The organism is Candidatus Pelagibacter sp. HIMB1695 (assembly GCF_052047655.1).
Lineage (GTDB): Bacteria > Pseudomonadota > Alphaproteobacteria > Pelagibacterales > Pelagibacteraceae > Pelagibacter.
Map to the genome: position 1 here is coordinate 767,199 of NZ_JBNAJT010000001.1, position 12,724 is coordinate 779,922.

General features: G+C 29.5%; 16 protein-coding genes. 11 read left to right on the plus strand and 5 right to left on the minus strand.

All coding sequences use genetic code 11. The features are described from left to right. The first annotated feature begins 1 nt into the window (after position 1). Entirely contained in the window at positions 2–586 is a 585-nt protein-coding gene (pgsA, locus tag ACTTAX_RS04190; protein WP_440675911.1) for a CDP-diacylglycerol--glycerol-3-phosphate 3-phosphatidyltransferase, read from the plus strand. Here the strand turns inward: pgsA and ACTTAX_RS04195 are convergent. Beyond that, positions 583–1,464, minus strand: coding sequence for a branched-chain amino acid aminotransferase (locus tag ACTTAX_RS04195; RefSeq protein WP_075506379.1), 882 nt, complete (start codon positions 1,462–1,464; stop codon positions 583–585). The two genes, pgsA and ACTTAX_RS04195, sit on opposite strands and share 4 nt — an antisense overlap. 72 nt (positions 1,465–1,536) lie before the next feature. On the opposite strand from ACTTAX_RS04195, the gene ACTTAX_RS04200 reads away from it, so the two are divergent. From ACTTAX_RS04200 to ACTTAX_RS04210, 3 genes are read left to right on the plus strand one after another with little or no spacing between them, the layout of a single operon-like run. After that, on the plus strand, positions 1,537–1,974 hold the full coding sequence (locus ACTTAX_RS04200) for a MarR family winged helix-turn-helix transcriptional regulator (RefSeq protein ID WP_440693109.1): 438 nt from the start codon (positions 1,537–1,539) through the stop codon (positions 1,972–1,974). Next, a complete protein-coding gene (locus tag ACTTAX_RS04205; protein ID WP_440693111.1) occupies positions 1,967–2,644 on the plus strand; it encodes a response regulator in 678 nt (225 codons plus the stop codon). Before ACTTAX_RS04200 ends, ACTTAX_RS04205 begins: the two co-directional genes overlap by 8 nt. Then, positions 2,625–3,944 (plus strand): ATP-binding protein, encoded by a 1,320-nt coding sequence (locus tag ACTTAX_RS04210; protein WP_440693113.1) that lies wholly within the window; start codon positions 2,625–2,627, stop codon positions 3,942–3,944. Before ACTTAX_RS04205 ends, ACTTAX_RS04210 begins: the two co-directional genes overlap by 20 nt. Here ACTTAX_RS04210 and ACTTAX_RS04215 read toward each other — a convergent pair. Beyond that, a complete protein-coding gene (locus tag ACTTAX_RS04215; RefSeq protein WP_075506383.1) occupies positions 3,922–4,173 on the minus strand; it encodes a hypothetical protein in 252 nt (83 codons plus the stop codon). The genes ACTTAX_RS04210 and ACTTAX_RS04215 overlap by 23 nt on opposite strands. Positions 4,174–4,205: 32 nt before the next feature. Between ACTTAX_RS04215 and lgt the strand changes: the two genes are divergently transcribed. The 7 genes from lgt to ychF are packed head-to-tail and all read left to right on the plus strand — an operon-like array spanning position 4,206 to position 10,119. Next, entirely contained in the window at positions 4,206–4,985 is a 780-nt protein-coding gene (lgt, locus tag ACTTAX_RS04220) for a prolipoprotein diacylglyceryl transferase (RefSeq protein ID WP_440693114.1), read from the plus strand. Further along, the gene (locus tag ACTTAX_RS04225) at positions 4,969–6,018 is read left to right on the plus strand and encodes an SAM-dependent methyltransferase (protein ID WP_440693116.1); all 1,050 of its coding nucleotides are present in this window, start codon (positions 4,969–4,971) and stop codon (positions 6,016–6,018) included. Before lgt ends, ACTTAX_RS04225 begins: the two co-directional genes overlap by 17 nt. Further along, the gene (gene pgeF / locus ACTTAX_RS04230; RefSeq protein ID WP_440693118.1) at positions 6,011–6,769 is read left to right on the plus strand and encodes a peptidoglycan editing factor PgeF; all 759 of its coding nucleotides are present in this window, start codon (positions 6,011–6,013) and stop codon (positions 6,767–6,769) included. Before ACTTAX_RS04225 ends, pgeF begins: the two co-directional genes overlap by 8 nt. Before the next feature lie 8 nt (positions 6,770–6,777). Continuing rightward, on the plus strand, positions 6,778–7,710 hold the full coding sequence (locus ACTTAX_RS04235) for a ribose-phosphate pyrophosphokinase (RefSeq protein WP_440652994.1): 933 nt from the start codon (positions 6,778–6,780) through the stop codon (positions 7,708–7,710). A gap of 45 nt (positions 7,711–7,755) precedes the next feature. Further along, on the plus strand, positions 7,756–8,445 hold the full coding sequence (locus ACTTAX_RS04240) for a 50S ribosomal protein L25/general stress protein Ctc (RefSeq protein WP_440650963.1): 690 nt from the start codon (positions 7,756–7,758) through the stop codon (positions 8,443–8,445). 40 nt (positions 8,446–8,485) lie between these two features. Further along, positions 8,486–9,046, plus strand: coding sequence for an aminoacyl-tRNA hydrolase (pth, locus tag ACTTAX_RS04245; RefSeq protein ID WP_440693120.1), 561 nt, complete (start codon positions 8,486–8,488; stop codon positions 9,044–9,046). Further along, a complete protein-coding gene (gene ychF, locus ACTTAX_RS04250; protein WP_440693122.1) occupies positions 9,046–10,119 on the plus strand; it encodes a redox-regulated ATPase YchF in 1,074 nt (357 codons plus the stop codon). The genes pth and ychF overlap by 1 nt, the downstream gene beginning before the upstream one ends. Here the strand turns inward: ychF and ACTTAX_RS04255 are convergent. From ACTTAX_RS04255 to petA, 3 genes are read right to left on the minus strand one after another with little or no spacing between them, the layout of a single operon-like run. Further along, positions 10,096–10,854, minus strand: coding sequence for a cytochrome c1 (locus ACTTAX_RS04255; RefSeq protein WP_440693753.1), 759 nt, complete (start codon positions 10,852–10,854; stop codon positions 10,096–10,098). The genes ychF and ACTTAX_RS04255 overlap by 24 nt on opposite strands. 22 nt (positions 10,855–10,876) lie before the next feature. Continuing rightward, a complete protein-coding gene (locus ACTTAX_RS04260) occupies positions 10,877–12,139 on the minus strand; it encodes a cytochrome b (RefSeq protein ID WP_440693124.1) in 1,263 nt (420 codons plus the stop codon). Positions 12,140–12,149: 10 nt separating this feature from the next. Then, positions 12,150–12,662: a ubiquinol-cytochrome c reductase iron-sulfur subunit gene (gene petA, locus ACTTAX_RS04265; protein WP_075506393.1), complete on the minus strand. Its 513-nt coding sequence runs from the start codon at positions 12,660–12,662 to the stop codon at positions 12,150–12,152. Between the last annotated feature and the right edge of the window lie 62 nt (positions 12,663–12,724).

The window sequence follows — 12,724 nt, forward strand, 5'->3', positions numbered from 1 at the left end:
TATGTTAAAAAAAATTCCAAATATTCTGACAATAGGGAGAATAATAATTGTACCCTTCTTTGTTTTAGCATTTTATCTTCCGGGTTTTTATGGTGATTTAACTGCTTTAATTTTATTTATAATTGCTTCATTTACAGATTTTTTAGATGGCATGTTAGCTAGAATGTTAGGACAAGAGTCTAAATTGGGAGAACTATTAGATCCAATTGCAGATAAAATTATAGTCGCTACAGCTCTAATTTTACTGGTGATGGATGGAACAATTAGAAACTATGAAGTTATTGCAGCTATAATAATCTTAACTAGAGAAATTTTAATTTCAGGATTACGAGAATTTTTAGCAAAAGGTCAGATCAAACTTCCAGTTTCAAATCTTGCTAAACTTAAAACAGTATTACAAATGGTCGCTATTGGTCTTCTGCTTTCAGGAGATACTGGAAATAAAATAATCAGCTTTGAAGATTATAATGCTCAAACTATTGGGATTATTCTTTTATGGTTATCAGCAGCGCTTACTTTATTTACAGGTTATGATTATTTACGAAAGGGTATTGATCACGCAATATCAGAAGATAACAAAGATTAAGCTGCTTTTTTCTTTCTAACCAGCGCTTGATAGCTTTCATTAAGATCAATGATGGTATCACAAACTTTGAATTGATTTTCTGCAATACAAGATACAGGTGTAACTTCAGCAGCAGTTCCTGTTAAAAAGCATCCTACAAAGTTAGGAAGTTCTGTTGGACTAATTTTTCTCTCATGGACTTTTATATTTTTTGATTTTGCAATTCCAATTACAGTTCTTCTTGTAATTCCATCCAAGAATGAATCTGGGATTGGTGTATGAATTTCTCCATTTTTATCTTTAAAAAATACATTGGCGCCTGTTGCTTCAGCAATATTTCCTTCGTGATCCAACATTAAAGAATCAGTGTAACCTTGTTTTTCAGCTTCATGTTTTGATAATGTGCAGATCATATACAAACCTGATGCTTTAGTGTCCCAAGGTATAGTATTAGGAGCTGGTCTTCTCCAGTTTGAAATATTTAATTTAATGCCTTCAACTTTTAGTTTTGGATCAAAGTAAGATCCCCACTCCCAAGTTGCTATTGCAACATGAATTTTTGTTTGTTGTGCTGAGATAGCCATCATTTCAGTGCCTCTCCAAGCCACTGGTCTTACATATCCATTTTCTACATTCTGAGTTGCAATTATTTTATTTGAAGCAGTATTTATTTGCTCTTCAGTATAAGGAATTTCGAAACCCATTCTTCTAGCAGAATGAAAAAATCTAGAGGTATGTTCCTCTAATTTAAAAATAGAGCCATCATAAACTCTTTCACCTTCAAATACACAACTTGCATAATGCAAACCATGACTTAATACATGTAGTTTTACATCTCCCCAATCAACAAGTTCATCGTTGTACCAAATTTTTCCAGATCTTTTATCGTACGGTATCATTAGTGAAAATATTTTAAAATATCAGTGAAAAATATCTTTGTATCTTTAATATGTCAATATAACTTACCCATTATGAAAGAACTTTTATATCTTAAAGACGATCAACTTAAGGGTTTAATTGAAAAATTATTTGTTAGTTACAGAGAGACATTTTCAGACTCTAAAAAAATTTTAGATAAATATTCAATTGGTGTAGCCCACCATAAAGTTATTCACCTAATTTCATCTTATGAAGGTATTTCTATCTCAGATCTTCTAAAAAAATTAAAAGTAACTAAGCAGAGCCTCAACAGAGTTTTAAAAGATTTAATAAAGTTAGATATCATCATATTTAAGAAAAATGATCAGGATACAAGGGTTAAACATGTGTTTTTAAACGAAAAAGGAAAGAAAATATTTGAAGAAATTTTTAATTTACAAAAAAAAAGAATTTATTCTGCTCTTTTAAATTCAACTTCAGAAGAAGTTGTTAATTTTGACAATGTATTAAATAAAATAATTAATGGATAATTTTTTAGCTCATATTTTAGTAGTTGATGACGATGATGGTATTAGATCATTGGTTAAAAAATTTTTAAACGAAAATAATTATTTAGTAAATACTGCTGACAGTGCTGAAGATGCCTCTGACAAAATAAAAATAATAAAGTTTGATCTAATTGTACTCGATATAATGATGCCTGGAAAGAATGGATTAGAATTTATAGAAGAAAATAAAAAAAATCTAGATACTCCAATTATACTTCTTACAGCAAAAGGAGAAGCCAAGGAAAGAATAGAAGGTCTTGAGGTTGGTGCAGACGATTATTTACCCAAACCATTTGAACCTAAAGAATTAATTCTAAGAATAAAAAACATTTTAGGTAAAACAAAAAAAACTGAGCAAAAAAGAATAATTGAATTTGAAAATGTCAAAATCGACTTAAATAAACTTTTAATTATTAGAGATCAAAAAGAATTTAAAATTAATAATACTGAAAAGACAATTTTAGAAAAAATGATTAATAGTCCTGGAAAAACATTTTCAAGAGAAGATATAGGAAAATTAATTAATCTAGATAAAGAAAGATCTATCGATGTTATTATTACTAGATTGAGAAAAAAAATTGAAATAGATCAAAAAAGTCCTAAGTTTTTGCAAACAATTAGAGGTGCAGGATATGTTCTCTGGATTGAGTAATTATTTAAAAAAAGTTTTACCAAAAAGATTATTTTATAGAGCACTTTTAATTGTTGCTGTCCCTGTAATTACTATCCAATTAATAATCACCATTGTTTTTTTTGATAGTTTGTGGATTAAAACTAATAAAGGTATGACCAGAACTCTGGTAAATGAAATTAGTGCTTTTGTAGAAGCTTATCAAAATGAGGAAAATGATAAACAAGAAGTGAGAAACCTATTTTCATTATTTCTAGATTTAAATATTGAATTAGTTGTTGATGAAAAATTAAGTGATCAAAATAAAGAAAGATGGTTTAGTCCAATTGATCGAACTTTAAGACGAGAATTGAAATCTAAATTTTCTCCTGAGATCTTCTGGTTTAATACTACAAACTATAAAGAATTAGTTGATTTAAGAATAAAATATGAAGATGGATATTTTAAATTTTTAGTTCCAAAAGATCGAGTCACTAGTACCGCCGCAAGAATATTTGCACTATGGATTACAGTTCCTGCAATTATAATGGTTATTATTTCACTAATATTTTTAAAAAACCAAACAAGACCAATTACAAATTTAGCTCGCGCTGCTGAGAGATTTGGAAAAGGAGAAGATATAGAAGAATTTAAACCCTCAGGAGCACTTGAGATACGTCAAGCAGGTCATGAATTTGACAAAATGAGAAAGAGAATTGAAAGACATCTTAATCAGAGAACTGAAATGTTATCAGGCATTAGTCATGATTTAAGAACTCCTTTAACAAGAATGAAGCTACAATTAGCTTTTCTTAAAGATAAAGATACAGCTGATAAGTTAACAGATGATATTAACGAAATGGAAAAAATGCTTAATGAATATCTGCAATTTACAAGCTCGTCATATGTTGAAAAAGACGAAATGTTTAATCTTTCAGAACTAATAGAGGAAATTATAAAAAAATATAATAATAAAAACATTTCTCATAATTTAATTCCTAGAATTTACATTAATGGCAGAAAGAATCTTATCAATAGATCTTTAAATAACTTGATTGATAACGGATTAAAATATGCAAACAAAGTTGAAATAAGCCTAACCAAAAAAAATACAAACCTATTTATAATTATTGATGATGATGGTCCAGGGATACCTAAAAAAGAACATGAAAACGTATTTAAACCTTTTTATAAGATGGACAAAGGAAGAAACGACTCGAAATCAAGTGTTGGTCTAGGACTGTCAATTGCTTCTGATATTGTCAAATCCCATGGTGGTAACATTATGCTGGAAAAATCAAAATTTAATGGGCTAAGAGTTAAGATCTTTTTGCCGGTCTAGTTTTCTTCTTTTTTTTTGTTTCTAATTTTGAAATTTTATTTTCTAAATTTTCTACTCTCTTTGAAAGAATTTCAAACTCATCCTTACTAGTAAGTTTCATTTTAAAAACAAATTCATCTCTTTTTGATTTAAATATATTTAAGATTTCAGATGATAAATCTTTTGAAGTTATTAATCCCTGCTCTAGTAGTTTTGCAAATTTATCAATTATAAATTTAGAATTTTTCATATTTGAGATATACAATATAGATATAATTTAAAATGTTCATCAATAATTTTGACCCAGTTGCTGTAGAAATATTTTCTTTAGAAATTAGATGGTATTCTCTAGCTTATATAGCTGGTATTTTATTTGGATGGTTAATAGCAAAAAAACTGTTCTTAAAGAATTCTGAAATAAATAAAAACTTTGATGATTATATAACGTACTTAATCATCGGAATTATTTTAGGTGGAAGAATTGGTTATGTATTATTTTATAATTTTGAATTCTATATCAATAATTTATTAGATATTTTAAAAGTATGGGAAGGCGGCATGTCTTTTCATGGAGGAGTAATTGGTATTGTTATAGCAACTATATTCTTTGCAAAAAAAAATAATCAAAATGTGTTTTTATATTTAGATGTCGTCGCTCTAGTTGCGCCTGTTGGAATATTTTTTGGAAGAATTGCAAATTTTATAAATTCTGAACTTTATGGAACTATAACTAATTTACCTTGGGCAGTTACTTTCATACAAATAGATAATCAACCAAGACATCCCTCACAAATTTATGAGGCATTATTAGAAGGTTTAATTTTATTTTTAATTTTAGTTTATTTTAGAAGTAGAGGAAATTTTGAAAAAGCTGGATTAATTTCTGGATTATTTTTAATTTTCTATTCAATCTTTAGATTTATTGTTGAATTTTTTAGAGTTCCAGATGATCAATTGGGATACCTAATATTCAATTTAACTATGGGTCAGTTAATAAGTTTTATCTTTTTAATAATTGGATTAATTATTTTCTTTTTGAAAAAAAATGAACAAGTCGAATAATTTACCTCTAGATCAATTTATAAATCACGCTCTTTACGATAAAGAAAATGGTTATTATATGAAAAAAAATCCCTTTGGAAAGGAAGGTGATTTTATTACGTCTCCCAACATCACAAGACTATTTTCAGAAATAATTGCGATTTGGGTAATAACTTTTTGGAAAAGCATCGGTTCACCTAAAAAATTTAACTTAATTGAACTTGGCGCTGGTAATGGAGAAATGATGAAAGTTCTGTCTGAAACATTAAAGAATTTTCCAGATTGTTTTAACTCCTGTAATTTAATGATCCATGAAAAAAGCTCATATTTAATTGATGAACAAAAAAAAAATTTAAATTCTGAAAAAATAATCTGGGTAAATGAAGTTGAAATCGATAACACATTTCCTTGCATTTATCTTGCAAACGAATTTTTTGATGCACTTCCAATAAAGCAATTTTTTAAAAAGGAGAATAATTGGTTTGAAAGATATGTTAATTTAAAAACTTATAAAAAAGCTGAGTTCAATGATATAGAAGTTGATATTAAAATAATAGAGCAAGAACTTAAATTTGAAATATCTAAGGATCAGGAAATTATTGAATACTCTCCGGAAGCGTTTAAATATCTAGAGAAAATTTGTAAAATTATTGAGAACAGAAATGGTGGACTTTTAATAATTGATTATGGATATTTAGATCTGAAAATAAAAAATACTATTCAAGCAATAAAAGATCATAAATTCTCAAACATATTAGAAGATATTGGCGACTCTGATATCACATACAATTTAAATTTTAATTTATATGCTAATTATATTAATCAATTTGAAAAACTAGATTATCTAATTACTAATCAAAAAAAATTCTTAACAAGTATGGGAATTTTGCAGAGAGCAGAGATTGTAAGTAATAATATAGCCTTCTCACAAAAAACAGATCTATTTTATAGAATTAGACGTTTAATTGATGAGAAACAAATGGGAGGGTTATTTAAGGTAATGTTGATTAAAATTAAAAACAATAAATTTAAAACAGGTTTTCAAATTGATTAAATCTAAAAAGCTTTCAAAAAATAAAGCTATCAAACATGGTTTTTTTAATAGCATCGGTGGTGTATCAAAAAATATTTATAAAAGTTTAAATTGTGGTCCAGGTTCAAATGACAATAGTTCAAGTGTAAAAAAAAATTTAAATATTGTTAGAAAAAAAATTTCTAAGAAATCAAAAAATATTTTTTTACTTAACCAAATTCATAGTAATAAATTCGTGTTTATTGACAAAAAGCATAAACCAAAAATAAAACCTAAGGCTGATGCAATTATTACTGACCAAATAAATTTACCTATTGCAGTTTTGACCGCAGATTGTGTGCCAATACTGGTTTTTGATAATCAGAGAAAAATGATAGCTGCAATTCATTCAGGATGGAAGGGTGCTTTTAAGGGAATTATATCAAAAGTGATTAAATTTATGGTTAAGAGAGGGTCTAAAACAAAAAATATTACTGCAGTTATAGGTCCATCAATATCAGTTAAAAATTATGAAGTTCAAAAAGATTTTTATAAAAAATTTATAAGAAAAGACAAAACTAGTCATAAATTTTTTAAAATGGGTAAAGAAAAGTTATATTTTAACTTATCCAGTTATGTTAAATCATTAATTCTTAAGTCTGGTGTGAAAAAAATAGAAATAATTGACGTTGATACATTCGATGCTAAAAATAAATTTTTTAGTGCTAGAAGATCAAAAAGTTTAGATCATGCTGATTATGGTAGAAATATTTCAATAATTATGCTTAATTAGGTTTTTTCATGAAATTATTATCAGGAAACAGCAATAAACCTCTTAGTAAGAATATTGCTAAATATTTAAAATCTAAATTAGTCAATTCAAGTATTAGAAATTTTTCTGATGGTGAAATTTATGTTGAGATTAATGAAAACATAAGAGGAAATAGTATTTTTATTATTCAATCTGTTTCTTCACCAGCTAATGATAATTTAATGGAACTTTTATTATGCATAGATGCTTTAAAAAGATCATCTGCCAAAAATATAACTGCTGTAATTCCATATTTTGGTTATGCAAGACAAGATAGAAAAGTTGTCCCAAGAACTTCAATTTCAGCAAAACTAGTATCTAACCTGATTACAAAAGCAGGAGCAGATCGTGTTGTAACAGTAGATTTGCACGCAGGACAAATTCAAGGATTTTTTGATATTCCAGTAGATAACTTGTTTGCTACTCCTATTTTTGCAAGACACGTTAAGAAAAAAATTAAAAGTAAAAATATGATTTGTGTTGCTCCAGATGTGGGTGGTACTGAGCGAGCAAGATCTCTTGGAAAACTTTTAAATGTTGGTCTAGCTATAGTAGATAAAAGAAGACCTAAGCCAGGACAATCTCAGGTTATGAATGTGATTGGGGATGTAAAAGGTAAGACATGTATAATTGTAGACGATATCATCGACTCTGGTGGAACAATTGTAAATGCAGCTAAAGCTCTAAAAGATAGAGGTGCAAAAGAAGTTTACGTTTATATTACTCACGGTGTACTTAGTGGCGAAGCGGTCAAAAAAATTAAAAATTCTGTTATCAAAAATTTAGTAATTACAGACACAATTGATAATAGTGACAAAATAAAAGGTGTAAAAAACATTGAAGTTTTATCTATTTCAGGGCTAATGGGTGAAGCAATTAAAAGAATATCAAATTCTACTTCTGTATCTGATTTATTTAAATAATTACCTTGTGTTATTAAGGATCTTGAGCTAAAAACCCTTGTTTTTATGAATACTTTAGAAGCTAACATCAGAGATACTAAAACAAAAGGCGAGCTTAACTCACTAAGAGATAATGGAGAAGTTCCGGCTATAATTTATGGCGGTGAAGCTCAAAATGAAAAAGTTTCTATATCTAAGAAACTGCTAAAGTCGATGTTAGAAGACTCAAATTTTTTATCTACAATTCTTACATTAAATGTAAACGGTAAACCACAAAATGTACTTCCAAGAGAAGTAAAATATCACATCTTGTCAGACGAACCTATACATGTTGATTTTTTAAGAGTTGTGCCTGGTCTAAAAATTAGAATTGAGGTTCCAGTTAAATTTATTAATCATGAAAAATCACCTGGATTAAAAAAAGGTGGAGTATTAAATATTGTAAGAAGAAAAGTTGAATTAAAATGTCCAAGTGAAAAAATACCTGACAATCTTTTAATTGATTTAGATGGTATTGATATTGGAGTAAGTTTTAAAATTTCATCAATTAATCTAGATCCTGAAGTTGTACCAACTATTCAAGGTAGGGATTTCGTTATTGCAACACTTGCGGCTCCAACTGTAATGAAAGAGCCAGAAAAACCAGCTGAAGCTGAAGCTGCAGAGGGTGAAGCGGGTGCCGAGGCTGCTGCACCAGCTGAAGGCGATAAACCAGCTGCTGAAGGCGAAGAGAAGCCTGCTGAAGAAAAAAAATAAATTATTTAGACTGAAGTTTGTTTTCCATTAAAAAATTTTTATGCTTTTATTTGTAGGACTAGGTAACCCAACGCCCGATAGTGAAAATAATAGACATAATGTAGGTTTTAAAATTATAGACTCGATAAATAAAAAATTTGGTCTATCAAAACAAAAACCAAAATTTAAAGGTTTGCTTACAACAGGAAATGTTGGAGACAAAAAAATATATGCAATTAAACCTTTAACTTTCATGAATAATTCAGGAATTTGTATAAGAGAATTAATAGAATATTTTAAAATTGATGCCGAGGATGTCATAGTTTTTCATGATGATTTAGATGTAGAATTTGGGAAAATTAAAGCTAAGTTTGGTGGATCTAGTGCAGGTCATAATGGAATAGCTTCAATAGATAAATTTATTGGTAAAGATTATTCTAGAGTAAGAATTGGTATTGGAAAACCAAAAGATAACATGGAAGTAAGTGATTTTGTACTTCAAAATTTTGATGAAGATGAAATGGTTGGATTAGAAAAAATTACAAATAATATTACTGAGTCAATTCCAATATTAATTGAAAAAAAATTAGATCTATTTTCAAGTACAGTTAATAATAAATAATGAGTTTTAAATGTGGAATTGTTGGTTTGCCAAATGTTGGTAAGTCTACGCTTTTTAATGCACTAACAAATTCTAGTAAAGCACAAGCAGCTAATTTTCCATTTTGTACAATTGATCCAAATGTTGGTGTAGTTCCCGTACCAGATGAAAGATTGTCCAAATTATCAAAAGTCTCTAACTCTAAAAAGGTAATTAATACTACAATTTCATTCGTTGATATTGCTGGTCTTGTAAAAGGAGCTTCAAAAGGAGAAGGATTAGGAAATAAATTTCTTTCTCATATCAGGGAAGTTGATGCTGTAATTCATATGATTAGATGTTTTGACTCAGATGATATCCAAAATGTTAATCCTGATGTAAACCCAGTGAGAGATTTGGAAATTATTGAAACTGAAATGATGCTTGCAGATCTTGAAAGTATTCAAAAAAGATTGGAAAAAAATAACAAGAAAAATGTAGATGAGGAACAACTTAAAATTTTAGAAATTGCTTTTGATTGCATAAATAATGACAAAGATATTTCGGTTCTAAAAACACAATTTGATACCAAGCAATTAAATCAAAGCGGTTTATTATCAATAAAACCAAAAATATATGTCTGTAATGTTGATGAACAAAGTGTTCAGAACGGTAATAAATATACAAATGATTTCATAGAAAAATTTGGGAATGAAAATACACTAATTGTATCCGCTGATATTGAAAATCAAATTAATGAACTACCTGCTGAAGAGAAAAAAAATTATATGGAAATGATAGGTTTAAAAGAAACTGGATTAAATATGTTAATTCAAAAAGGTTACAATATACTAGAACTAGACACTTATTTTACATCAGGTCCTGAAGAAACAAGAGCATGGACAATTAAAAAAAATTGTACAGCTCCTAAGGCAGCAGGTGAAATACATACTGATTTTGAAAAAGGCTTTATACGAGCTGAAACTATTTCTTATGAAGATTTTATAGCAAATGATGGCTGGGTAAATTCTAAAGCAAATGGGAAAATGAGATTAGAAGGAAAAGATTATATTGTTAAAGATGGAGATGTGTTAAACTTCAGATTCAACACGTGACCAGATTTTCTTCATACTTAAGTAAACTAAAATAGTTAAAATAATCAAATATACTATAGCTTTAAATCCCATTTGGTGTCTTGCTTCTAAGTGAGGCTCTGCAGCCCACATTAAAAATGTTGTTACATCTTTTGACATCTGTTCAACTGATGCATTAGTACCATCCCCGTACTCTACAATTCCATCAGATAATGGTGCTGCCATTCTGATCTTATTACCATACATATATTTGTTGTAATAAACTCCATCATCCAAAGTTACTCCACTTGGTGGATCTTCATAACCCTGAAGCAAAGAATAAATATAGTCAACTCCACCACCTCTAGCCTTAACTAAAACAGACATATCTGGTGGATAAGCTCCTCCGTTAGCTGCTTGTGCGGCTTTTACATTGTCGTATGGCATCACAAATTTATCTGAAAGTTTTCCAGGTCTAATAAACATTTCACCATCAGCGTTTGGTCCATCTGTAACTTCAAAAGAAGCAGCGATTGCTTTTGCTGCTGCCTCTGAAAACTCTGGTCCACCCTCTTCTGATAAATTTCTATAGCTCAAATATTTCATTGAATGGCAAGAAGCACAAACTTCCGTATAAACTTGATATCCTCTTTGAAGAGCTGCTCTATCAAATTTTCCAAAAAGACCTTTAAAACTCCAATCTGTTTTAAGATAATCTACTTTTTCTGCAGCAAATGTTTGGACACTATTTAGAGAAAAAAATGAAAGTATTAAAATTAGTTTAAATAACTTTTTCACTTTATTTTATCTTACTTTCTCTGTGTTTTGCAGCTGCTAAGTTTGGTGATCCACCTAAAATAGGCTCTGTTATACTTAGTGGAACAGGTAATGTTCTCTCTTTAAATCCAAGCACAGGGAGAATAACCAAGAAATGTAAGAAATAATAAGCAGTGGCTACTCTTGCAATTAATAAATAAAGACCTTCTGCAGGCATTGCCCCCATGTAACCAAGAATTAAAACGTCTGCTACTAAAATCCAGTAAAACTGTTTATACAAAGGTCTAAATACTGCTGATCTAATTTTTGAAGTATCTAGCCAAGGTAAAGCTGCAAGTATTAAAATAGCAGATAGCATTGCAATTACTCCAAGTAGTTTATCCGGTACCGATCTTAGTATTGCGTAAAAAGGTAACAAATACCATTCTGGAACTATATGAGCTGGAGTTACCATAGGATTTGCCTCTATATAATTATCTGCGTGACCCAAAATATTAGGCGTATAAAAAACAAAAAATGCAAAAACAATCATAAACATTAATAATGCAAAACCATCTTTAATAACAATGTATGGATGGAATGGGACAGTATCCTTAGATGGTTTTTTGATATCAATACCAACTGGATTATTATTTCCAGGTACATGCAGAGCCCATATATGTAAAATTACAAGTCCTGCTATTAAAAATGGGATTAAATAATGTAGAGTAAAAAATCTTGTTAAAGTTGGATTATCAACTGAGTATCCACCCCATAACCATGTTACAATTCCCTCACCTACTAACGGGATTGCACTAAATAAATTTGTAATAACAGTTGCTCCCCAGAAACTCATTTGTCCCCAAGGTAAGACGTAGCCCATGAATGCAGCTGCCATCATTAACAAGTAAATTACTATACCAATAATCCAAATTATTTCTCTTGGTGCTTTGTAAGAACCATAAAATAACGATCTAAAGATATGAATATACACAGCAAGAAAAAACATCGATGCACCATTTGCATGTATGTATCTAATTAACCATCCGTAGTTAACATCTCTCATTATATGCTCAACACTTTCGAATGCCATGTCAGCATGAGCAATGTAATGCATTGCCAAAGTTAATCCTGTTATAATTTGTGTGATTAAGCAAAAAGTTAAAATTCCTCCAAATGTCCACCAGTAATTTAAATTTTTTGGAGTAGGATAATCCGTTAAATGATTTGCAAGAGTAAGTAACGGTAATCTATCATTAAACCATTGACCAACTTTTGATTTAGGTTGATAATCGTGACCACTCATAACAACTGTACTATCCTATTTTAATTGTGTTTGCGTTTACGAATTCATATTTTGGAACTTCCATATTCCAAGGAGCTGGTCCTTTTCTAATTCTTCCAGACGTATCATAGTGAGAACCGTGACAAGGACAAAACCATCCATTATAATCACCTTTGTCATTCAAAGGCACACATCCTAAATGAGTACAAACTCCAAGCATGACTAACCATTCAGGATTTTTTGCTCTATCCTCATCTTTTTCTGGATGAATTAATTCTTCCATTTTAACAGATCTTGCTTCGTCGATCTCTTCTTGTGTTCTTCTTCTGATGAAAACTGGTTTTCCTCTCCACAGAACTGTAATTGTGTTTCCAGGTTTGACTGAACTTACATCTACTTCGGTACTTGCTAATGCTTTAACTGAAGCATCTGGGTTCATTTGATCTACCATGGGCCACACTACTGCTGCAGCTCCAACTGCACCTACAGCTGTGGTCGCTGTAAATAAAAAATCTCTTCTTTTTTTTGGCTTTTTATCTGACATTTTAAATAGTTTTTTGTTAAAAAATTAATTTAATATACGATTTCTTATAAGATAACAGTAAT